Origin of the sequence: Sphingobacterium faecium (genome assembly GCF_003054045.1) — a bacterium.
In the GTDB taxonomy this organism is placed as follows: Bacteria; Bacteroidota; Bacteroidia; order Sphingobacteriales; family Sphingobacteriaceae; genus Sphingobacterium; species Sphingobacterium faecium.
Map to the genome: position 1 here is coordinate 24,329 of NZ_QBKH01000011.1, position 21,544 is coordinate 45,872.

Below are 21,544 nucleotides of genomic sequence, written 5' to 3' on the forward strand. Positions count from 1 at the left end.
AAATGAAGACCATGCCTAACGATCACGGAAAACAAATTAAAGACGATGCACAGTATGAAGCATTACGCCATAAAGGGATGAGCAAGGAAAAGTCCGCTCGTATCGCCAACTCACCGAAGGCAAGCAAAAAAGGTGGACAGGCGAGTGATTTAGATTCGAGAACAAAATCAGAACTGCTTGCCGAAGCAAAAAAAATAGGCATCACCGGAAGGTATGCCATGAAAAAAAAGGAACTGATCGAGGCGATCAGAAATCATTAATTTAGCCAAACAACATACTACGTAAATGTAGTCAACCCATTAAAAAAACAAAAAGAAAGGGGAAAAATTCCCCTTTTTTACGATCAACCTAATTTGAATATAGAGCGAAATTTATTTCTGGTCCATTAAATTTTAAATAGCACTAATCAGATGTTAATATCGCATCTCTTAGTGCTTTAACCTCATCATGAGCAACCAATTGACGGCTCAACTGGTCTCCTATTAAATGTTGAACAGGGACAGATAAGAATTCACTATCTTCCTCTAATATTTTCTTGTACATATCTCTAAAGGCATCTTCCCCTTTTTCACAACTTTCCAATAAGCTTTTGCGATCGTTTCCAGCAACGCTTACTTTTATATTCATCCACAATCTAAATAGCTTACCGCTCAGCATGGTACTGTCTGTAGGCTCCTCTCCTTCTCGTATCACATGAGGTGTTAGTTCAGTGATAAATTGCTCCGATTGGAGGATATATTTTGCAAATATTCCACCTAGATCGTCTATATGCATACTATGCGCGAGATCTAAAGCTGTTCTATATCCAGCTATTCGATCATTATTAATTTTTATCAAATCGTTGATCATTTCCGGATCATTTACTTTACTGTCCATAACTGCACTTTTAAAATGTCATTAAATTAAAATATTATCACCTATTTAGTATGAAATACAACTCACCAAAAGAAATCGTTCAGATTCGGACCGATTTCCCGTATTTGTAATTTACGTATGGGAGAGCCTATTTTTTGACCTGTTCTCTTGGAAAGGTATCTGGCTCAGGCATATCGTTCAATTGTTCGTTTTGCGGATTAACACCCGCTTCGCCATCACCTTCTTGCTTCTTATGTCTCTTATCCACAACTGAAGTAATGGTTTTCTTTTTCTTCGGCTGTTTTTCTTCATCGATTAGACCGACTTTTGCATTTTCATTTTTTGTTGCCATGATCGTATTGATTAAGTTTAACTTATTATATAACGTGTCGGCAGGTCAAAAGTTTGTGTTTTCTAAACCGTATAAAATACCTAAAATAAAAACAGAATACTTATTCTGTCCCTATAATCTCTATTTAAACGTACTTGATGGAGGTCTCCATCGATCAAAGCACTAGTACATAAACTTTTCTTGTCCCAGATGTGTTCTTTGCATGACAAGATCATCAATAGAGTCATTTAAATTATAAATCAAATGAGTATGGATCAGACTTACGCCTATGTACACGAACTGTTAAACCGTCAGATGGCGCTACGGGCCAAAATTGAAGCAAGTCCACTTGCAGGAGATATTCAATTTGAATACGGTAAAGATTATTATCAGGAAGAAACCCGATCGATGGGATTGCGCATGATCCGAGATGGATTAGAAAAAGAAGGTGAAAAACTGATCTTGGATTTTGTTGCAGAACATTATCCGGGATCTGAAGAACGTGAAAAAACCTGGATCGGTAAGATGATGCATGAACTCGAAGCCATCACGCCAACCCTCATTGAGAATCTCTTGGCAGATGGATATCGTGCACTACAGAGCAATGTTGAACTGCCCAATGAAAATGCCTTATTTTGCCCTATTGAAGACCTAAATCGCGATACGAAACGGCTATTATTTATGGATAGCACGATTTTAGTTGATCTGCAACAAGCTGATGCATTTGAAAATCTAGTAGGCTGGGTCTATTATCCGGCCAAGTAAGCACCCTGTTTCTAAATAAGGTTTAATGTTTCAGAATAAGTACAGAGATATAGCGGTATAAACATCAGACAACTTGAGGTTGTCCTTAAAATTAAATAAAGATGAAAAACATAATCCCCACTCAAAAAGAAGGTAATAAACTAGACTGTTTTGAATCGGTTGAATTTACAACAACAGAATTAGCAAACGAGGCCTTTTCGATCGCATCTAAGAACCTACTCGCCATTAATGATTGGCACCGTATCGCCGAAATTCCAGCGGCAGTTTTTAAACTGGTGGATAGCCGGGGCGTGGAGCTGCAACGGTCGCTGCAGTTACATGATTATATTAAAATTGATATTCCTGGTCCAGGATTACCCAGAACCAAAGGGTTCGACTGGGTCAATGTCGTCCATATGGAATCCAAAGATATGTCCGAATTTAAAATCTTATCGATCAGTCTAAAGCCTTGTCCTGATCCTACCGATCCAGAAAACAACGATACCGCTCATTTTTTCGAAGGCATCGCTACCTCAACCCTAATTGTTGAGCAACGGAATAACAGCCTGCTGTTTCAATATGCAGGTCGTAATGAAGTGTTGAATACGGAGAATTCGCATCTGGTGGATAATGTGCGAAATTTTATGGTGGGACTTGGAGCTATAATAGGTGCCTCCTATCCACAATGGAAAGCACTCATCAAGGGATTTGCCAATCAGGTAAAAGAAGCGTAAACGCCTAGTAACCTGCATTTTTTATAGACACTACATATCTACATTTTATGACTCAAATGACTGAAATCACCCTTCATGCTGCGCGGATCGGCAATTTGGAGGTACTCCAAGAATTAATCCGCCAAAACATAGATCTCAACTGCAGGGATGAAAAAGGCTTCACCCCGCTCATCATCGCCTGTTACAATAATCGAAAAGATGCCGCCAAATTATTGCTGGATGCTGGAGCTGATGTCAATGCACAGGACAATGGCGGTAATACCGCACTGATGGGCGTCGCCTTTAAAGGTTATGTGGAAATAGCCACTCTATTGATCGGTTATGGTGCCGATCTCGATCTACAGCATGGCAATGGTGGTACGGCACTGATGTTCGCTGCGATGTTCGGCAGAAATGATGTGTTACAGCTCTTACTGGAAAGTGGAGCTCAAAAGGATATCGTAGATGTCCGCGGTCTTTCGGTACTGGAGCTTGCTGCCCAACAGGGTAATGAGCGCGCCATCGCAATTTTAGAAGCTTAAAGAATCAAAATACAAAAAATACACCCAGCTTAAGCTGGGTGTATTTTTTGTATTTAAATGTTCTACGCTGGAACTAAACGTGGCTTTTCACGATTCCAGAAACGATGTTGTGCGATTGCTTTGATAAAGAGCGCCGCAAGTCTAAATCCCTTATTACCGTAAACAATTCCTTCAGAAAGTACCGTTTCCTCTGAAAATTCATCGGGGATTTTTTGGCTAAAGTACGTCGCTTCTAATATTTGTAATGCCTGTTCATCTGCAGCAATAGCCTTGCAATGCTTGAAAGCCTCATTGAGAAAATGCACCGCATTGGCCTCAGCTTCTAACGTCGCCACGCTATTCGTACCCCCTGGGACATAAACGGCATCGTATAAAACCGAGGCTGCAGTAAGGAAGCTCTCATCAACGGGGATCTGGCTGTTATCTGAAGCAAGTAAGACTCCTAGTTTTGGTGCAATAATATGGACGACACCGCCCGCATCTTCAAGGGCTTCTTTCATGGAATTGAGCGACTTGGCATCTACTCCATCGGCAGCAAGTATCGCAATTTTACGGCTGACAATTCCATCTTTTACCGTATTTTCCATGCTCAATGCTTCGGATCTAGCGATTGGTGACTCGACTTCTATCGGCTGATAATCGGCGACAACACCATCTGCTGGTATGCTTCGATTAATCGGTTGCTCTATTTTTTTAGGCACTTTTAATCCCAATTGAAAAGCCACTTCCGCTGCAATAGCCGGATCGACCAAGGATAGGATACCAAGCATACGCTCCCGGATAGCAATGGTCTTTACTTTACCCAGCTCAAAGCTAAATGCATCAATGATATGATTTTTTTCAGGTTCGGACTGACTGTTGAAAAATAATCTGGCTTGACTAAAATGATCAAAAAAACTCTTACTCCTATTCCGTATCTTCTTGGCATCAACCCGTTCCTGATAAGAGGTGAAACCACCATCTGCTTCGCGGACTTGCTGTGGGTCGTTATTTCCCAAAGCATTTGGTCCGTAGCTCGTCTTTCCTTTATTAATTTGTTGGCGCATAAAGCCGTCCCGCTGGTTATTGTATATAGGCACGATCGGACGATTGATCGGTATTTCATGAAAATTTGGCCCTCCCAGCCGAATCAGCTGGGTATCGGTATAGGAAAATAACCTGCCTTGCAACAAGGGGTCATTCGTAAAATCAATACCAGGTACAATATTACCAACATGAAACGCAACCTGCTCCGTTTCTGCGAAAAAATTGTCGGGATTACGGTTCAAGGTCATCTTACCAATCCTCTCCACTGGAACAAGTTCTTCTGGAATAATTTTAGTAGGATCTAACAAATCGAATCCAAATTTAAACTCATCTTCTTCTGGTACAATCTGGACGCCAAGCTCCCATTCCGGAAAGGCACCACTTTCGATCGCTTCCCATAAATCTCTTCTATGGAAATCTGGATCCTTGCCAGAAATATTCTGGGCTTCGTCCCAAGCCACGGAATGTACTCCCAATAGCGGTTTCCAATGAAATTTTACAAAACTGGCCACACCCTTTTCATTGATAAAGCGGAAGGTATGTACCCCAAATCCCTCCATCATGCGGTAACTGCGCGGTATGGCACGATCACTCATCAGCCACATAATCATATGCGTGGACTCGGGCATTAACGAGATGAAGTCCCAAAACGTATCATGCGCCGAGGCTGCTTGTGGAATTTCATTGTCCGGTTCTGGTTTAACCGCATGTACCAAATCCGGAAACTTCATGGCATCTTGAATAAAGAAAACAGGCATATTATTACCCACTAAATCAAAATTTCCTTGTTCAGTATAAAATTTTACGGCAAATCCCCTGACATCTCGCGCGAGATCGGTCGACCCTTTGGAACCGGCAACGGTGGAGAAACGCACAAATACCGGAGTTTCTACTTCGGTATCATTTAAGAAGCCGGCTTTAGTGACCTTATTCAGTGGTTTATACAACTTAAATACGCCGTGAGCACCTGAACCCCTAGCATGGACAACGCGTTCGGGAATGCGCTCGTGATCAAAATGTGTCAACTTTTCTCGGAGAATAAAATCTTCCAGTAAAGTAGCTCCCCTTTCTCCGGCTTTTAACGAATTTTGATCGTCATTGATCAACAAGCCATGATCGGTCGTCATTTGCTGATCGGTGGCATCGGCAGTATGTGGTTGCAGCGACTGGACTTTTTTATTGTCCACCGGCTTGGTGGTATGATCTTCGGTTTTATTTTTTTTCATGGGGTTGATTTTAATAGGTTTTACGATTCTTCTGATGCCTGATAATTAACTCCTTCTTCGGCCACTTCTGTCAATATGAGATCAGCTGCTTTTTCTTCTTCCAAAGTTTGCTCTAGGAGTGTCGCTACCTCGGTCAATCCCAGTGTCGCAGCAAGCTGCAGCAAACCACCATAACTTGCAATTTCATAGTGTTCGACTTTTTGGGAGGCTAATATAATACCCACATCACGCGTTGCCGTCCCTGCTTCTGTACTTTCAATGATTTCTTCGCCTTCTTTGGCCAAGCCCTCCATGGCATTGCATTTTTTAGCAATTGGCTCTTTTCCCATGATATCAAATATCGTTTCGAGCCTAGCGACATGTCCCTCTGTCTCTTTCAGATGATTTTCGATGGCCTTGCTGAGTGCAGCGGAGCTCGCGGCTTTAATCATTTTCGGCAAGGTTTTGAGGAGATGGTTTTCGGCCCAATACAGATCCCGGATGCCATCAAAAAAAAGTTCATTTAAAGCAGGCTCAGAATGAACCGACGTTTTCATTTTAAATTTTGGCGTTGTGCCCGTTTCGTTTTTCATAATGTATTCATTAAAGGTGAAAAATTAAAATTTGATAGTTTACTTCGGAAGCAAACTGAAAAACTTACAAGAAAGTGAGCATATTGCTTCATTAATATCCTGCTTCTTGGTTGCTTTTTCTTCCTTGTTTAATCATCTTCTTCTATTTCATAAACAGGCAATCCTGCTGTGGATGGACCAGTAAGCAAATTGCCACTCGGATCATATCGAGCGCCGTGACAAGGACAGTCCCAGCTCCGTTCCGTACTATTCCACTGTACGACGCAACCGGCATGTTTGCACACCGGATCTACCGCAAATAACTGACCTGTATCATCTTTAAAAAGGCCAATATCTCGGTTTTCAAAATTAATAATGCGCCCCTCTCCTTTGGCAATTTCGGAATAGCTGTGGATCTTCGACACCGAGAGCTTATCGGTAATCAGATGTTTGGCGACATCTATATTTTCAGTCATAAAATTAGAAAAACCGGCAATTGGCTTACATCGTGAAGGTGAAAATAGCGCTTCATACGTACTTTTGCCATGCACAATCAGGTTCGAAATGATTTGAGCAGATAAGGTTCCGAAGATCATCCCGTTACCGCTATAACCAGTTGCCACAAATATGCGCTTGTTCTTTTTACCTGGAAAATATCCAATATAGGGTAAGCCGTCGGTACTTTCGTAATATTGCGATGACCACTTATATACGACTTCTTTGACCTTATATGTATTTCTGACAAATGATTCCAGTTCTGTAAAATTAAAATCTGTATTGTTGTGCTGACCGGTTTTATGATCCTGCCCCCCTACTAATAACAGTTGTCGATCTTGATAGTCGGCTTTTCTAAAATAGTGAAATGGATCTTGCATATCATAAATAAGGTCTTCAGGATAAGATTGGTTATCTGCTAATTCGATCCCCATCACATAACTACGGTAAGGAGCTAGTTTGAACGTCAACAGATGAACTCCCGGTGGCGTATGGGTAGCATAGACCACATGATCAGCATAATAGCTTTTATCACCTGCTGTCTCTACACGTTGAAAACCTTCCTGATCAATGATTTTGACCACTTTTGTATTTTCCAGGATATGACCGCCTAATTTCAAAAATTCAGCATATAGCGCTTTTAAATACTTAAGGGGATGAAAGCGTCCTTGCCCTCCAAACTTTATCGCGCGAGTAAAATCCATCGGACCAGGGATATTGTCGACAAACTCGGCTTGAATACCCACTTCGTTGATGGCTTCTAAGGTTTCAACCAGCTCTTTTTCTTCGTCCTGTTGTGTCGCATACATGTAGCCATCGCAGCGGCTAAAGTCGCAGGAAATCTGAAATTTTTCAATAAAACCGGCTATTTGTTCTAGTGCCTGTTGAGCAGCCTCAGCAGCCAGTATGGCTTGTAGTTTTCCAAAATTGGAAATGATTGTTTGATAGGGTGTATCCAATACTGTATTCAGATGAGCTGATGTACCAGCGGTCGTCCCAAATCCGACGGTATGTGCTTCAAGAATTAAGCATTTCTTACCTTGCGCTTGCAACATCAGTGCAGTCGTGATACCTGTTATACCTGCACCAACAATAATGACATCAACATGATCAGAGGGTGGCACCTGATGGTAACCCTCCAAATCTTCCAGATCTTGCCATAAGCTCGTATTTTTACCGTCTCTTTTAATCATAGCTGAACCGTTGAATTTGTTTTTTTAATACTTTAGAGTACTTAAACGTTTATTAAACTGATCTTGTTAAATCAATCGAGTTGATTACTGCCTCATGGGCTAGTAACCTGATTCATTTACGCTAGGATAACAACCCCTTCATCCTAATCGTTCATAAATTGTCCATAAAGGGAATAAATACCTATCAAAACATATTAATACGTTGCGCGCGACACGACAGTGTGAAATTTTTAGTAGGAAAAGCTACTCCTAGATGTAAGCATGATATGCCGCATCTGACAAGCACGGCGAAAATGGCAGTAAACGGAATAGAGTGAGCAAGGTTATGCTGATATCGTATGTTAAGTTGTATCCTTTATCCTGCTCATAGAGAATAAAAGGGAAATTTTCTACTTTAATATTGAAATCCCAAAAGATCCGGCGTTATGATAGGGAGACAGCACTGTTAACTTCGCAAAGTTTAGTGATAGGTATGGGTTTACATCTACATGGGAAGTATAGATATTCATCATTAATGGATACTATTACATATTAATACGGAGCCCATAAACAGGATCAGGAAAAAATTTATTTTATTTTAAAATTTTTAAAACAATTATTATTTTTATACTGCTCTCTCACGGAGTCTTATCATAAATATTACTACAGATAAACGTTTAAGTCCTAAGATCCCCTCTTAGGACTTTGAAAAATAAGTTAAAGATTGAAATTTTCATAAACCATTTGGCACCCAGTTTTATTTCCTATTCTATCATCAATCCTATATCAGCAACAGCTTGCTGAAATTACCAATTACGTAGCAAATTTACTTACAAATTAATGGAGATGTTATTGAACAAATAGCATTTACAAGACAAATGTAATGAACAACGATGTGAAAAGTTAAAGTTATTCATCTTTAGAATAATGGCTAGGCGATTTAAAAAAATTTAATTTCACTGGGATGCAAATAACTTAAAACATATCGTCAACACCCTATTACAACGGCAGATAAACCTTAAATTCGGATCCATGGCCAAGTTTACTTTTTACCAGAATTTTACCTTTTGCATTTTTAACAATACTTTTGACTAAATATAATCCAACTCCTGAACCATCTGCAGATGAGGTCACTCTTTTGAATTTTTCGAAAATAGTGGCTATATCTTCCTCCTCGATACCTATACCATTGTCCCGAATACGAATAACCATGTAGCCATCTTCTTGGTACGAGTGAATTTTAATATCGGGTGTGCGGTCTGCTGGCGTATATTTGATTGCATTGCTAAGCAAATTGTACAATACACTACGTAGCTTCCGTCTAGCAAAATTAATCTCGGAGACTTCGATATTTTGAGAAATGTGAACGTTTGAAGCAATAATCTGCGGAGCCAATGCCAACCTAACATCTTCCAAAATATGGGGCAGATCCAATAGTTCTTCTGCAGCTTGGTATTTTTGTTCTGCCCAGCGGCTTTCTGTTAAATCATAAATAACCTTTTTGATATTGACCAATCCCCTTTCCAGATTTTCGGTCATGAGTTTAAACTTTGGTGATTTATTTTCTGGCATTATTTTGATCAGATCACAGGTCAGATAAAGACCTGCTAATGGACTTTTAATATCATGAGCGATCTGATCCAATAGTAGTTCATGTTCCATAATGAGTTTTTCCTGCTCTTTTAAATCTTTGATCCGAGCCGTTATATCAACAAAAGTAATAATGACACCATTGGTCTGATTATCCTTACGCGTAATGTAGGGTAATATATTCATCTGGTACCAGCGCATGTCTGTGGTCTGGATTTCTTTTTCCAGCATTTTACCTGTAGAAATTACTGTGCTGATGTTATTAATGATATTGGGGTATCTGAAATTCTCTTTAATATCATTTAAGGGTAGTCCAATGTAGTCCTCTTTTAAAACAAACTGCTTCATGGCAGGAGGTGTAAATTTACGCAGTCGCAGATTTGCATCAACGAATAATTGCGGAATAATGGTATTGCTAAAATAATTTTCTAGATCCTCATTGAGCTGAATGAGCTCGGCCACCTGTTCATTTTTAAAATTCATGTTGATATCTCCGTTGTAAATAAAAATATACATTATCGCTATATCAATAGGACAAAAAGACGATCAACTCATGATCAACAGATCTTGGGTATATTTTTATAAAGTTATACTTTATACAACATACTTGATGCCCAATTGTTTTGTACGACAGGTTATAGATCTTTGCATCTGCGTCAATTGTCAATCAAAAGGGGAAATATCAGTACATTACGGAATTACCAGCATAAAAAAACAAGGGACATTTAAATTGAGTATATCAAACGACCTTATTTTTTAATCCTACATGATCAGAAAATGCCAAAGCCATAATGTTATTATGGCTTTGCATTCTTATTAACCTATCTTGCTTGGATTCGTTTTTTCAATTGTGAAAGCGCCAGTACAGCCCCAATGGTAACTGCTGCAATAAGTATTTTCTGGATGCGTGCAGGTCGATTGTATTTCCATTCCGCATTCCAACCCCTCTCCACGAATATATTGGGTATCTTTCCTTTTGCTAGATCATCCGCTATACCCTCCACTACATTAATCCTATCGGCCAATAGTAAAGGTAACCAATGACCATAACTAGATTCACTAAATTGAAAAGCATATCTTCTGATCATGCCGCTTAGTCCAGTTGGCGGTACTGTCTCCCCTATTACGGCAGAGTAAGTTGGTCTTTCATTGGAATGTAATACCTCCACACTTGGTTTCTGTAGTGGTGGTCGATCCCAATTGCTTCGCTGATGATCGTCTCCTGTATAATTTTTCATCGGATACGTGGGTTCATTGTCAGCATCCGCATCAATGCCCCAGCCTTTTATATGCTTAAAATTTTCTTGCTCTTGTTTCATAATAATTCAATTTATGTTATTCTTTTCCTGGAATAAGTACGGGTTTGATGCAACCATCAAGTTTTGAAGAAAAAATATGATACGCATCTGCAACCTCCGACAAAGGAATGCGGTGGGTAATTATTCCTTTTGGATCTAAAACCCCCGACTTGATATGTTCAATCAATCGCGGCAACAACCGTTTGACTGACGCCTGATTAGCACGAATTGTCAATCCTTTATTGACCACATTTCCTATGGGAACCAGATTATCTGTCGGGCCGTATACACCTACTACGGAGACAATGCCTCCTTTTTTAACAGCATTGACTGCCCAATGTAGTGCCGTTGCTGCACCTGCTTGCAACATGAGCTTTTTACCAGTAATGGTATTGAGCATGCTTCCACAAGCATCTGATCCAACGGCATCGATACATACATCAGCACCGAACCAATCCGTTGTCTTTTTAATAAAAAGCACTGGATCTACCACAGATTTGAAATTATAGGCTTCACATTGGGCATACTGACGAACAAAATCTAATCTATACTCGAGATGATCAATCACAATGACACGTCCTGCTCCGAAGAGCCATGCACATTTAGCCGCCATGATACCGATCGGTCCTGCACCAAATACCACGACAGTATCTCCTTTTTTAATACCACCCATCTCGGCAGCTTGATAACCTGTCGGGACTACATCCGTTAATAGCAAGGCATCATCTAAATCCATACCTTCGGGAATGACGGTTGGACCAACATCGGCATAAGGAACGCGCACATATTCCGCCTGCCCACCATCGAAGCCACCTGCAGTATGCGAGTAGCCAAATATTCCACCAACAGCCGTTGCCATAGAATTTGATTCGTGACAATTGCCATATAGTCCTTGTTTACAAAATGCGCATTTTCCACAGGCTATATTAAAGGGTACTAGCACCTGATCCCCAACTTTAAGTTTTTGTACCGTCGGACCAACTTCTTCTACCACACCGATAAACTCATGTCCAAAAGTGCTTCCCACGCGAGTATCTGGAACCATGCCGTGATACAGATGGAGATCTGAACCGCAAATACAGGCTCTGGTGACCCGTATAATGGCATCGTCGGGATGAAGTATTTCTGGCATCGGTTTTTCGGCTATCCGAACCCGCTTAGGCCCTCTGTAATTCATTGCTTGCATAAAAAAATCTCCTTTCTAATTTAAAAATAGATCGTTGAATATCCGTAAGATGAACAACTCCGAGGTAGAATCGTTTAATTTTTTCTGCAGCAAGATACTATTCCAGTATTAGTAGTTAACAGGAGTTGTAAATACCCTACATAGTGACCTAAATACTTGCTGGTAACTACCTTCAAATAAGTATTTTTTGCGTATTAATGTGCCTATCCAGCAAATTCGAAATACCTTTAAAAAACGATACGACGATCTACAGAAATAATGAGTAACGATTGTAATTGATCCACAGATTGCATTCTGATTGAATAATTTAATAAAAAATTATTCGTAAAATATAATATTTATAGTATTTTTACTATTAGTGATTATCCTATTCATAGTAATAAAATAGTATTTATCAGCATGGAACCTAATCAAACACCTGGAAGTATAGCAACTCTAGAAAAGGAAAATGAGGAGCTTAAAGATCGAGTAGCACAACTCACAGATTTTATAGAGCATGGAGCAGTACCCCTTCACTGGGTCAATGCGGATGGTATTATCATATGGGCAAATCAAGCAGAACTGGATTTGTTAGGTTACGATAGACATGAATACTTAGGGAAGTCCATTACTGATTTTCATCAAGATCCAACGATTATTCATGAGCTTTTTAAGCGCCTTTTAGATCATGAAACATTGAGCGACTATCCCGCCACATTAATATGCAAAGATGGTTCTTTGAAATATGTCGTGATCAGTTCAAATGGGCTTTTTAAAGATGGTGAATTTATACATTCCCGATGTTTTACAAAAGATATTACTGCATTAGTGAGAGAGGAAGAACGGCGAAATCATCTCATGCAGTTGCTTAAGAAAAGCGAAGAAAGGCTGAGATTAGCCATTGAAGCAACCGCATTAGGAACTTGGGACTGGGTGCTGGAAGAAGGAAAAATATATTTATCTACGGAAACGAAAAAGATATTGGATCTGGAGGATGATATCTTATACCCCGATCATATTCTTGCGCTTGTTCATCCCGATGACCGGGGCGAAGTGAGCCTTAAGATTGAAGGATTACAACATCATATTTCGGATAGGTCTTTTGACTTCATCTGCCGGACCAAAAAATCAAAGCTCAACAATACTTGTTGGATAAAGGTGCAGGGGTTAATACACTTTGATCCCGATCAAGGACTGCACCGGATTATTGGATCCATACTCGATATTACCGATCTTAAAGTCGCTGAAACGACGAATGCAGAACTGGTTGCTATTGTCAATTGCTCTAACGATGCTATTATTGCAAAATCACTGGATGGGACCATCACGAGCTGGAACCATGCCGCCGAGGAGGTATTTGGATATAGTGCAGCTGAAATGATCGGCCATTCGACTGAAAAATTAGTACCAGAAAACCTTAAAGACCAGGAAAATGATCTTTTACAGCGGTTGCGAACTGGTGAGTCTCTGAAACATTTTGAAACTAAACGCAGAACTAAATCCGGTAAATTACTAGATGTTTCCTTGACCATATCTCCGATTAGAGATGAACGAGGTAATATATTTGGTATTTCAAAAATAGCCCGAGACATTACAGATAAAAAACTCGAGGAGAGACGGAAGAATGATTTCATCTCCATGGTCAGCCATGAGCTAAAAACACCGCTTACCTCAGTGTTGCTTTTTACACAGGTCCTAAAACAAAAATTTAATGAAAGCAGCGATGACGTTGGTTTGCAGATCACCGCAAAAATTGAGAATCAAACAAAAAAAATGACTTCCCTAATCCGGGATTTTCTAAGTCTAGCCAGAATCGAAGAAGGAAAATTGCAGGTCGTTATAGAACCTATCTCGCTCCTCACTTTATTTGAGGAAATTAAAAACGAAGCTGAACTCTTGATCAATAAACATCATATTAAATTTGCTTGCGACAGCAATATCACTATTCTGGCTGATCGGGACAAGATGGGGCAAGTATTGATGAATCTCCTTTCTAATGCCATCAAATATTCACCTGATGGCGGAACCATTACATTAGGATGTGAGAAGTTTGGTGAAAAAATAAGGTTGTATGTTCAAGATGAAGGTATTGGGATCGATTTGGCAGATCAAAAAAAGTTATTTAACCGCTTTTATCGAGTAGACAGCGAACAGACTAATCATATTGCGGGATTCGGAATTGGTCTATATATCGTATCGGAGATACTTCTTTATCATCACTCGACCATTGAAGTAGAAAGTGAAAAAGGAGTGGGTACAACTTTTTACTTTTTCTTGGATGTGACCCCTGAAAGTCAACGCTGAAGATCTCATCATATATCATATTAAGCCACCATCGCATACCCACAACTAGCCCATAAAACATCTTGTATACACTGAATTGAATTACTTTCCCTATACGGACAATAAATAATCATATTGAATCATTGTTCGTTCAGTACACGGTCCTTTCCCCTTTTATGATCGATTTCTTGTTGCACCATTATTTTATTCTCAAATAACCAAATGAAGGGAGTCGTTGCGTACTTGTTCCTTTTTTCGGGTATTTTACGGCTCAACTATTTGTTGTACGGAGCTGTTATTATAATAAATTAGACCCTTAAAATAAAAACTATGAACTTACATGCAGAAACCGCCGACAAAAGACTAGGTCTTATCGTGGCAGCAATGATGGTCAATCCAGATCAATCCTATAACCAAGATCCGGACAAGTCCTACAACAATGATGATGATGAGAATGAGACAGAACAGGATGACAGCGCTTTGACCCATCCAGATCCCGAATTAGAAGATCCAGATGTTAAACCAGAACGAAATCAGGAAGATCAAGAAAGCGACCTAGAGGAATATTCACGGGATGAAACTCACGGTCGGAATCGAGATGATTTAATAGACCCGATTGATCCGTTGAATTAGCCTAAAAGATCAGTATGATATGGATTAACTCCACATCAATAAATTGAAGAAGAGCTCTCGGGAAACTTGATCATTTCGCAAGTAAAACAAATGTTAACTGGAAATGTTCCAATTGTCATCAATACCCGTTACTGACCGAGTATCTCGAGTATGTTAACTATCTTATTGATCAAGTAATGGGGCAACAAAAAAATCACGTTAAGTTAGCATACAAAGTATTGTATACTAACTTAACGTGATAAACACCAATTATAAAGTTCACTTTACATATTTGCTATAGTTCTTACTTATTTAAGCTCCCCAGTGTATGAGGTGGGATACTAACGGCAGTTTCTGTCATGTCCTCTGCAACGAGTACACGAGCTTGGTCCAGATGTGCCTTTAGACCTGGTAATGTGCCAATAATCCAATTTTTAAGTTCTACATTTTTGATGTTTTCATTTTTACTAGCATCCTCAAATAGCGCAATAGCTTTTTGATGAGAAGCGATAGCGTCATCTTTAAAAGTGCGATCAAAGCTGGTACTGTCCGCACCATTTACCTTGTCCCATTGCTTTTGATGGTCGGCATCCAGTCCGTCCACCAAGGTCATGCCCTGTGCAGCAGCCATTTTTTGAAGGTCACCAATTTGTTTTTGATGATCATCAATCAACATACTGGAATAGGTCTTTACCGCATCATTTTTTGATTTTTCACTGGCGAGCTTGGCAACAGCAATCTCATACTGATTGGACATATACGCTTTAGTGATAAATTCCTGTTCTGCATTTTGCTGTTTAAAAGCTAGAAGGGCAATAATTCCTAGAAATATGCCGCATACTTTCAAATTTCTAATCATCGTGCTAAAATTTAATAGTCCTGTTACTCTTTTTGTTTTTTAATATAAAAACTTTTTAAGATTGATGGTCTTGCTGATCGTGGCCCTGTGTTTTTACGATTTTATTATAAATACCGAACAGTAAAAACGGGGCGACCCACTGTCCAACAAATAGTGCGGTATGTTTATGACCTACACATTTCAATGCTGCTGCACCAACCATAGCCGTGATGGCCGCGCATAAATACACTTTAGATGGTATTTGAGCAGTTTTATCTTCAATCTTTTTCGTTGTTTCACCTTCTTTAGGGTTTTTGTTTTCTAAATTTTCCATCTTAGATTTTTTTAAGTGAGTGTTATTATTTAACATTTTATACTACAAGAATCAATCTCTTCTGATGATCGTTCAATAATAATAACTTTAAGGTATTTTCCGCATAAGCACACGTGTTTTCACACATAAAACACTGATTTTATGTGTTATACCGCATATGTGGCAAATGCTTATTTATAAAAAATAAACACCTATTTATATCGACATCAAGACCTCACAACTGACTTTACATAATTGATTAAAAACGCATTTGTAGCGGAATTACTACAGTTTTTAGAATAATAATATCCGTGTTATTAATACGCATCATGCTTTTAGAATACATTTAACACCTTATAACCGACAAACTAATACCCTAGATTTTTCGTTGTTTTAGTATCGATTAAGTTAATATGTTAATTAAGGAGATTATATGGAAAATGCAGATTTAAATGTCTTGTTCCAGGAAAAAAGACAACAACTCAACCACTTTGCTAGTCAGTTTACATCCGATTATGATGAAAAAGAGGATCTGGTGCAGGAAACCTTCATTCGAGCACTAAAATCTATTCATAATTTTATCCATGATCCAAAATTAATGACTTGGCTATATGTGATCATGAAAAATATTTACATCAACCAATACCGCCGTGAAAAACGAAAAAATGCTATCTACGATGAATATGTTCATACCGATTATTTTGATACGATATCGATCAATCAGACAGAAAACAAGATGATCCATGATGATATCAACAAGGCATTTGAAAGCTTATCAGAGGACAATGCCGAAATATTTCGTATGTACCTGGATGGTTATAAATATCAGGAAATAGCTGAGGTCTATGATCTTCCCGAAGGAACCATTAAATCACGGATCCATGTGATCCGAAAAACATTGAAGGAAAAATTAAAAATGTATCAGATCAATTGATACGATTTCATGGAAGAGGGCAGTCAGAGATATAACAAAAATGTCCAATTGACACTAAACTAAATAAAAACACTTTACAACGTTAAACTAAACTATACAATCATGAAAAAAATGAAATTCTTATTTGGTGCTATAATGGGTATAATTTTAGCATCAGCCTGCGGTAACAGCACGAATCATAATGGAAATAATGTGGACAGTATGTCTACGGATACCACCATGCAGCGAGATACCATGATGCCAGATACAAGCATGATCCAATATCGCGATTCCAATTCGACAGAATCATCTAATGGTGTCATCCCACCTACTTCATAAGTAAACCGCAGTCCTGTCATGAGGAACAGGGTTTCTGTTATTCTACTTAACTCAGCATAATACGTAGCTTCTATATTTAAATCTCCAAGACGATGGTCTGACCATCGTCGTTTGGAGATTTTTTGTGTTTTGTCTGGTCAATAGATCATCACCACGCTTATTAAGAAAAGATGACCGAGGTGATCAACCGTTAGAGTCAAAAACAAAAAAAAGCTGGTTCCTAAGAACCAGCTTTGATATTTTGACTATTGAATCCGTACCTTTTATTGAGCCTCTCCCACATTGGCTTCATCCATGGCAATTTCGGTCAGTAAAACATCTGTTTCTTTCTCTTCGGCAAGTGTAGCAGCCAAAAGTTCTTCCGCTTCCGTATGTTCCATCAGCCTGGCATAAGTGACCAGACAACCGTAACTGGCAATTTCATAATGTTCCACTTTCTGAGCAGCACAGATCAACGCTGCATCTAACACCTCTGGACTGTCCTGGAACTCTTCCATAATTTCTTCAGCCTCGTTCAAAAGGCCTTCCATAGCTTTACACTTTTTGCCCCTTGCGGTCAGATCTAAACTGGAGAATACCGATTTTAATCGTTCTATCTGGCCTTCGGTCTGCTTATAGTGCGTTTTAAAAGCTTCCTTCAGCGTATCACTATGGGCTCCGTCTGATAACTTTTTTAGTCCTTTGAGCAATTGTCTTTCAGCACCTAGGATGTCTTTTAGTTCATCTACAAACAACTCATGTAAATGTGCATTTGGCATTTCGCCCGATTTGTTTTTACTAGCCATAATCATATCTTTTAATGTAACAAATAACGTTAGATCAGAACTCTTCCAACTAACTGCGTTTAGAACTCATCAACTCGATGAATAGTTCACAACAAGATGGATATTGCGTATAAAATTCAAATGTCAGGTAAAAACTACGGCTTCCTATAGAATTTTACATCGATTCGCAGGTCATGATTGATGAAGTTCTATTTCAAATAATTCGTCCCTCCAAAAAAGAGAGACGAATGACACAAAGTAGTGGTTAGCAAAAGATCAAGTGATCATGTAGCACTATCCACGGTAACTATTTCGCAGACGCTCCACATCCACATCGCGGTAATAGCGTTTGTTTCGGGTGCGTTTGGCCACGCAGATATACCCGTCCCGTTGTAGACGGTAGAGCGTTTCGGTTGAAATACCCACGTAAGATTTGACATAGTCCGCATCCCGCAGCTTTACGTTGTCCTCCTCCATCTGCTCACGAAGTATAAGATAGCTAGCCAACTTACGCTTGGTAGCCATAAGCTCCAACAAGATTAATTTTTGGGCATAGGAGTACCCTGGGCTTATGAGAAAGCCCCTTAAATGGCGATTTTTACGCATAGTTATATATTTAGATTTATAATAGTAAGCCCATCAATTTATATTGTACAGTCGTTTTAACCCTACATCACTTACTTTAAGCTGCAGATCCGGTCGGTCCGGCAGTACAAACGTTTTATCAACTATTTTTGTTGTAAAATCTGTATTGACGATAAAACCGCGGTGCACCCTTACGAAGGTTCTTTTTGGCAAAAGCTGTTCGGCCTGTTCCATCGTAAGGCGGTACTCAAAGTCTTCCTCTGCTTGACGTAAATGAAAAATGACATAATTTTTGATAGACGCAATCGCGACCACGTCACTGAATTTAATAAAACGGTCTGTGTTTTTAAATTTGAACCACTGCCCACTCGGTTCTATTTCCAAATCAATCTTAACCGTGATATTTTTCTGCTCCAGAGCGCGCTTGAAGGCAATGTATAAATCGGGAAAACTGACCGGTTTGATCAGATAATCTGCAACAGCCATTTTAATACCTTTATAGCTATATTTTTCTGTTTTGGTGTACAGAATAACTGGTGGTCTTTTATCAACAGGCAAAGTAAGATAAAGGTCCAGTCCGGACATGTCGGGCATTTCAACATCCAGCAATAAGACATCAGGCGGACAGTCAATGATGGCATTAAAACCATCAATGGCTTTCGTATAACTCTTCACTTCTCCCATCTGCGGAATTCCTTTTAATGCTTTTTCAGCTTTTCGGATATCGAATAAATCATCATCGATAATCATGACATCATATTTGGCCATTGGATTAAGACTTAAAGGTTAATTTAATAACAAAGTATTTCTGATCATCAATAGCATACTCCAGTTCAATAAAGTGATTGTTCATCTGCTCATAAAGCCTGTTAACAAGATGTAATCCTTTACCTGTCCCATGCTGCAGATCTGCCGAGGATATACAATTTTTAATCTGGAGCTGCATTCCCTGTTGTGTTCTGATCCAACGGATGACAATCGGTTCTACCGGATCACAGGGACTATAAGCAATGGCATTTTCAATCCAGGTCATCATAGACAGCGTGGGCACAGATCTGTTCCACATTCCCCGATCTAGCAATTCATCCCCTTCGACCATAAAACTGCGGTCCGTGCTATAGGAAACCAATAGCATTGAGTAATGCCATTCCTCTTTCAAAGGAACCAAGACGGTAGGCTTAGCTATTTTATCGGTCACATACTGAAAGAAATCCAGGCTTTCGCTCTGAACAGATTTGGGCTGGACACGGACAATATTGTACAGCCGTCTCATAAAATGACCGGACAGCAATTGCACATCGGACATGCTGTGCAGCTGTGCCCGTACTTTTTTGGAGAGCAAATACGTATAGAAATGTGCCCAAGCAAAATAGTCGGCCGCCGAGATCACAACAAAGAAAAGCAGACCACTACTAATACGGGAAAGCAGCTCGGTTCGATGTTCTGGTTTCCAGTCGCTGGTAAATCCGTTGAAAAACAGCGGTACCAGGTCATAATAATAGTACTTGACACACCTATAGGTCATCCCCACGCACAGCAAAAGCAACAAGCACCATATAAACCAAAACCTACCCTTTGTAAACGCCATGCGGTAACAGGCATAAAGTGCGCAAAAGAAGAGCATAAAAGGCAGTACATAGACGGTAAAAGTCAGTGGCGTAAAAAGATGGAGCTTACCGAAATTGACAATCGTCAGGCCCAGTAATAAGATTAACAGACTGATAGCCATACGCTTCAAAAGACTATGCTGGATTGATGTTAGGATTGATTGCATATTCATTCTATAAATGGTTAACTCAAACATAATAATTAACTATCAGTAAAACAAAAAGCTACTTCAAAAAATTGCCTGTTCTTTACGTCAAATAAATATTTTTTACGGTTATATTCGAACGGTGCCAACCAGCTTCCCTTTGCAGTAATACCTTTCTTTCCTAGTGCATCCTGTCCATTATACTGATGTATAAAAGCCCAGTTTTCCCAATAGATCCATCCTTGCTGCATCATCTGGTGAAATGCCATCTGCAGTGCGGAAAATGCGCCCATCATGAGTTCTTCTCCCTGTCCTTTCGCAGTCTCCATAATTTTCATAAAAGGTGCTATTTGCCATTGGACAGCGTTATTTGCCCGCTTCATAAAAGTGCAGTATACCGGAATTCCGAAACGGCACGCCAGTTTAAAAATATTGGTCCGCCAGTAGAAGAAGTGGCTTCCAAAAGGAACAGCCAGCTTTTGTCCACCGATACCCTTCTTCTCTTTTCCCACCCCTTCGTCGGCATCCATAAACATCAACACCAAGCGTTTATGTTGAATAGCCCGCAGGATATGTCGGAGTGAGTTTGCCTCATTTGCATCAATACATTCCAGTTGATTTTGTAACATTCCGGCATCTTCGAGTTCCGATCGGTAATAGTTGAGCTCTCGTTCCAATACAGCCCCAGATACCAGTAAGGTGACCTGATAACCCATTTGCACCAGCAATTTGGGCAACAGGCGGTATGGACCATAGTGAAAGGTGATCAAGATCCCAGTGATTTCAGCCCGCTCAACACCGGCCTTATTCAATTGACGCAACCTTTTTAAAGGTAATTCACGGTAAAGTGTTTCAAAATTATCCCGATTGTTGATCCAAGTGGTATAATGCTCCCATAAGATGGAGACCGGTTTGTCCTGAAAAAACTGCTGGACATTTGCCAGCCACATCAACCGGTGTAGATTTTGTTTTTCTTGTACTTTCATATCGTTTACAGCATATGGATAGCATCATTCAAAGAACCAGAGAGAAGGCAGCTTCTCTCTGGTTCGGGAAAAGCATTTCTCCTAACTAAAATGAAGAAGGCCAGCACTTGCCGTTACCTAAATCAATTAGTGGAGTATCTTCAGTAAAAAGCTCAAAGATTGAACTTCCTTCAAAGACTACCGGCTCGATTTTTTGAATTTCGATTTCCATAATCGTCTATTTCGTTTACGACCTATAACCATCCGGGTCAGGTCAATCCCGTTGCCTTAATGAGGCAGTTATTTCTCCTTTTTGCTGGCCAGCAGAACAAATATGAAAGTTGCTTTCTAAATAAAAAATAATTGGGAAATATTGCTTTATCGAGGGATAAAACGACATTTCATCCAAATACCCTCGCTAAATGTTTGGATTCATCCCTCTATCAAGGTGATTCGTCCCTACATATGCCT

22 protein-coding genes are annotated in these 21,544 nt (G+C 39.6%); 8 read left to right on the top strand and 14 right to left on the bottom strand.

Annotated elements, in window-relative coordinates; translation table 11 throughout:
- Positions 1-11: 11 nt before the first annotated feature.
- A complete protein-coding gene (locus C8N37_RS21450; protein WP_108160900.1) occupies positions 12-260 on the top strand; it encodes a DUF7218 family protein in 249 nt (82 codons plus the stop codon).
- Positions 261-402: 142 nt separating this feature from the next.
- Here the strand turns inward: C8N37_RS21450 and C8N37_RS21455 are convergent, their stop codons facing one another.
- Positions 403-876, bottom strand: a complete 474-nt coding sequence (locus C8N37_RS21455; protein ID WP_108160834.1) for a ferritin-like domain-containing protein — start codon at positions 874-876, stop codon at positions 403-405.
- A 127-nt stretch (positions 877-1,003) separates the two neighbouring features.
- The gene (locus C8N37_RS21460) at positions 1,004-1,207 is read right to left on the bottom strand and encodes a hypothetical protein (protein WP_108160835.1); all 204 of its coding nucleotides are present in this window, start codon (positions 1,205-1,207) and stop codon (positions 1,004-1,006) included.
- A 249-nt stretch (positions 1,208-1,456) separates the two neighbouring features.
- On the opposite strand from C8N37_RS21460, the gene C8N37_RS21465 reads away from it, so the two are divergent.
- The 3 genes from C8N37_RS21465 to C8N37_RS21475 all read left to right on the top strand — a co-directional run bounded on the left by C8N37_RS21465 (position 1,457) and on the right by C8N37_RS21475 (position 3,185).
- Positions 1,457-1,951 carry a hypothetical protein gene (locus tag C8N37_RS21465; protein WP_108160836.1) on the top strand — a complete coding sequence of 165 codons (495 nt, stop codon included), beginning with the start codon at positions 1,457-1,459 and terminating at the stop codon, positions 1,949-1,951.
- A 101-nt stretch (positions 1,952-2,052) separates the two neighbouring features.
- Entirely contained in the window at positions 2,053-2,664 is a 612-nt protein-coding gene (locus C8N37_RS21470; RefSeq protein WP_108160837.1) for a hypothetical protein, read from the top strand.
- A gap of 56 nt (positions 2,665-2,720) precedes the next feature.
- Entirely contained in the window at positions 2,721-3,185 is a 465-nt protein-coding gene (locus tag C8N37_RS21475) for an ankyrin repeat domain-containing protein (RefSeq protein ID WP_317046792.1), read from the top strand.
- A gap of 62 nt (positions 3,186-3,247) precedes the next feature.
- Here C8N37_RS21475 and C8N37_RS21480 read toward each other — a convergent pair whose 3' ends face one another.
- The 6 genes from C8N37_RS21480 to C8N37_RS21505 form a co-directional block, all read right to left on the bottom strand.
- Positions 3,248-5,437, bottom strand: coding sequence for a catalase (locus C8N37_RS21480; RefSeq protein ID WP_108160839.1), 2,190 nt, complete (start codon positions 5,435-5,437; stop codon positions 3,248-3,250).
- Between the two features lie 20 nt (positions 5,438-5,457).
- Complete coding sequence (locus C8N37_RS21485) at positions 5,458-6,009, bottom strand: YciE/YciF ferroxidase family protein (RefSeq protein ID WP_108160840.1); 552 nt, start codon at positions 6,007-6,009, stop codon at positions 5,458-5,460.
- Positions 6,010-6,137: 128 nt separating this feature from the next.
- Positions 6,138-7,676: an FAD-dependent oxidoreductase gene (locus C8N37_RS21490; protein ID WP_108160841.1), complete on the bottom strand. Its 1,539-nt coding sequence runs from the start codon at positions 7,674-7,676 to the stop codon at positions 6,138-6,140.
- Between the two features lie 978 nt (positions 7,677-8,654).
- The gene (locus C8N37_RS21495) at positions 8,655-9,728 is read right to left on the bottom strand and encodes a sensor histidine kinase (protein ID WP_108160901.1); all 1,074 of its coding nucleotides are present in this window, start codon (positions 9,726-9,728) and stop codon (positions 8,655-8,657) included.
- A gap of 338 nt (positions 9,729-10,066) precedes the next feature.
- Positions 10,067-10,564, bottom strand: coding sequence for a hypothetical protein (locus tag C8N37_RS21500; protein ID WP_108160842.1), 498 nt, complete (start codon positions 10,562-10,564; stop codon positions 10,067-10,069).
- A 16-nt stretch (positions 10,565-10,580) separates the two neighbouring features.
- Entirely contained in the window at positions 10,581-11,729 is a 1,149-nt protein-coding gene (locus tag C8N37_RS21505) for a zinc-dependent alcohol dehydrogenase (protein WP_108160843.1), read from the bottom strand.
- Positions 11,730-12,128: 399 nt separating this feature from the next.
- Here C8N37_RS21505 and C8N37_RS21510 point away from each other — a divergent pair, with 399 nt between their 5' ends.
- Together C8N37_RS21510 and C8N37_RS21515 are read left to right on the top strand one after the other, a co-directional pair.
- A complete protein-coding gene (locus tag C8N37_RS21510) occupies positions 12,129-14,012 on the top strand; it encodes a PAS domain S-box protein (RefSeq protein WP_108160844.1) in 1,884 nt (627 codons plus the stop codon).
- Positions 14,013-14,321: 309 nt separating this feature from the next.
- Positions 14,322-14,624: a hypothetical protein gene (locus C8N37_RS21515; RefSeq protein ID WP_045754259.1), complete on the top strand. Its 303-nt coding sequence runs from the start codon at positions 14,322-14,324 to the stop codon at positions 14,622-14,624.
- 283 nt (positions 14,625-14,907) lie between these two features.
- Here C8N37_RS21515 and C8N37_RS21520 read toward each other — a convergent pair whose 3' ends face one another.
- Together C8N37_RS21520 and C8N37_RS21525 are read right to left on the bottom strand one after the other, a co-directional pair.
- Positions 14,908-15,462 carry a DUF4142 domain-containing protein gene (locus C8N37_RS21520; protein WP_108160845.1) on the bottom strand — a complete coding sequence of 185 codons (555 nt, stop codon included), beginning with the start codon at positions 15,460-15,462 and terminating at the stop codon, positions 14,908-14,910.
- 55 nt (positions 15,463-15,517) lie between these two features.
- Positions 15,518-15,775: a hypothetical protein gene (locus C8N37_RS21525; RefSeq protein ID WP_045754257.1), complete on the bottom strand. Its 258-nt coding sequence runs from the start codon at positions 15,773-15,775 to the stop codon at positions 15,518-15,520.
- 412 nt (positions 15,776-16,187) lie between these two features.
- Here C8N37_RS21525 and C8N37_RS21530 point away from each other — a divergent pair, with 412 nt between their 5' ends.
- Together C8N37_RS21530 and C8N37_RS21535 are read left to right on the top strand one after the other, a co-directional pair.
- A complete protein-coding gene (locus C8N37_RS21530) occupies positions 16,188-16,688 on the top strand; it encodes an RNA polymerase sigma factor (RefSeq protein ID WP_045754256.1) in 501 nt (166 codons plus the stop codon).
- Positions 16,689-16,790: 102 nt separating this feature from the next.
- Positions 16,791-17,006 carry a hypothetical protein gene (locus C8N37_RS21535; protein WP_108160846.1) on the top strand — a complete coding sequence of 72 codons (216 nt, stop codon included), beginning with the start codon at positions 16,791-16,793 and terminating at the stop codon, positions 17,004-17,006.
- A 263-nt stretch (positions 17,007-17,269) separates the two neighbouring features.
- Here the strand turns inward: C8N37_RS21535 and C8N37_RS21540 are convergent, their stop codons facing one another.
- The 4 genes from C8N37_RS21540 to C8N37_RS21565 all read right to left on the bottom strand — a co-directional run bounded on the left by C8N37_RS21540 (position 17,270) and on the right by C8N37_RS21565 (position 21,094).
- Complete coding sequence (locus C8N37_RS21540; RefSeq protein ID WP_094772215.1) at positions 17,270-17,791, bottom strand: YciE/YciF ferroxidase family protein; 522 nt, start codon at positions 17,789-17,791, stop codon at positions 17,270-17,272.
- Positions 17,792-18,409: 618 nt separating this feature from the next.
- Positions 18,410-19,123, bottom strand: coding sequence for a LytR/AlgR family response regulator transcription factor (locus C8N37_RS21550; RefSeq protein WP_045754253.1), 714 nt, complete (start codon positions 19,121-19,123; stop codon positions 18,410-18,412).
- A gap of 4 nt (positions 19,124-19,127) precedes the next feature.
- Entirely contained in the window at positions 19,128-19,880 is a 753-nt protein-coding gene (locus tag C8N37_RS22690; RefSeq protein ID WP_146171118.1) for an ATP-binding protein, read from the bottom strand.
- 284 nt (positions 19,881-20,164) lie between these two features.
- Positions 20,165-21,094, bottom strand: a complete 930-nt coding sequence (locus C8N37_RS21565; protein WP_108160850.1) for a lysophospholipid acyltransferase family protein — start codon at positions 21,092-21,094, stop codon at positions 20,165-20,167.
- Positions 21,095-21,544 lie beyond the last annotated feature (450 nt).

What these genes read in the sequence shown, in the direction of transcription:
- C8N37_RS21530 (WP_045754256.1), top strand. Translation starts at nt 16,188, where the DNA reads ATGGAAAATGCAGATTTAAATGTCTTGTTCCAGGAAAAAAGACAACAA.
- C8N37_RS21450 (WP_108160900.1), top strand. Translation starts at nt 12, where the DNA reads ATGCCTAACGATCACGGAAAACAAATTAAAGACGATGCACAGTATGAA.
- C8N37_RS21540 (WP_094772215.1), bottom strand. Translation starts at nt 17,791, where the DNA reads ATGGCTAGTAAAAACAAATCGGGCGAAATGCCAAATGCACATTTACAT.
- C8N37_RS21505 (WP_108160843.1), bottom strand. Translation starts at nt 11,729, where the DNA reads ATGCAAGCAATGAATTACAGAGGGCCTAAGCGGGTTCGGATAGCCGAA.
- C8N37_RS21485 (WP_108160840.1), bottom strand. Translation starts at nt 6,009, where the DNA reads ATGAAAAACGAAACGGGCACAACGCCAAAATTTAAAATGAAAACGTCG.
- C8N37_RS21490 (WP_108160841.1), bottom strand. Translation starts at nt 7,676, where the DNA reads ATGATTAAAAGAGACGGTAAAAATACGAGCTTATGGCAAGATCTGGAA.
- C8N37_RS21480 (WP_108160839.1), bottom strand. Translation starts at nt 5,437, where the DNA reads ATGAAAAAAAATAAAACCGAAGATCATACCACCAAGCCGGTGGACAAT.
- C8N37_RS21565 (WP_108160850.1), bottom strand. Translation starts at nt 21,094, where the DNA reads ATGAAAGTACAAGAAAAACAAAATCTACACCGGTTGATGTGGCTGGCA.
- C8N37_RS21455 (WP_108160834.1), bottom strand. Translation starts at nt 876, where the DNA reads ATGGACAGTAAAGTAAATGATCCGGAAATGATCAACGATTTGATAAAA.
- C8N37_RS21515 (WP_045754259.1), top strand. Translation starts at nt 14,322, where the DNA reads ATGAACTTACATGCAGAAACCGCCGACAAAAGACTAGGTCTTATCGTG.
- C8N37_RS21470 (WP_108160837.1), top strand. Translation starts at nt 2,053, where the DNA reads ATGAAAAACATAATCCCCACTCAAAAAGAAGGTAATAAACTAGACTGT.
- C8N37_RS21475 (WP_317046792.1), top strand. Translation starts at nt 2,721, where the DNA reads ATGACTGAAATCACCCTTCATGCTGCGCGGATCGGCAATTTGGAGGTA.
- C8N37_RS21510 (WP_108160844.1), top strand. Translation starts at nt 12,129, where the DNA reads ATGGAACCTAATCAAACACCTGGAAGTATAGCAACTCTAGAAAAGGAA.
- C8N37_RS21495 (WP_108160901.1), bottom strand. Translation starts at nt 9,728, where the DNA reads ATGAATTTTAAAAATGAACAGGTGGCCGAGCTCATTCAGCTCAATGAG.
- C8N37_RS21525 (WP_045754257.1), bottom strand. Translation starts at nt 15,775, where the DNA reads ATGGAAAATTTAGAAAACAAAAACCCTAAAGAAGGTGAAACAACGAAA.
- C8N37_RS21520 (WP_108160845.1), bottom strand. Translation starts at nt 15,462, where the DNA reads ATGATTAGAAATTTGAAAGTATGCGGCATATTTCTAGGAATTATTGCC.
- C8N37_RS22690 (WP_146171118.1), bottom strand. Translation starts at nt 19,880, where the DNA reads ATGACCTATAGGTGTGTCAAGTACTATTATTATGACCTGGTACCGCTG.
- C8N37_RS21465 (WP_108160836.1), top strand. Translation starts at nt 1,457, where the DNA reads ATGGATCAGACTTACGCCTATGTACACGAACTGTTAAACCGTCAGATG.
- C8N37_RS21550 (WP_045754253.1), bottom strand. Translation starts at nt 19,123, where the DNA reads ATGGCCAAATATGATGTCATGATTATCGATGATGATTTATTCGATATC.
- C8N37_RS21460 (WP_108160835.1), bottom strand. Translation starts at nt 1,207, where the DNA reads ATGGCAACAAAAAATGAAAATGCAAAAGTCGGTCTAATCGATGAAGAA.
- C8N37_RS21535 (WP_108160846.1), top strand. Translation starts at nt 16,791, where the DNA reads ATGAAAAAAATGAAATTCTTATTTGGTGCTATAATGGGTATAATTTTA.
- C8N37_RS21500 (WP_108160842.1), bottom strand. Translation starts at nt 10,564, where the DNA reads ATGAAACAAGAGCAAGAAAATTTTAAGCATATAAAAGGCTGGGGCATT.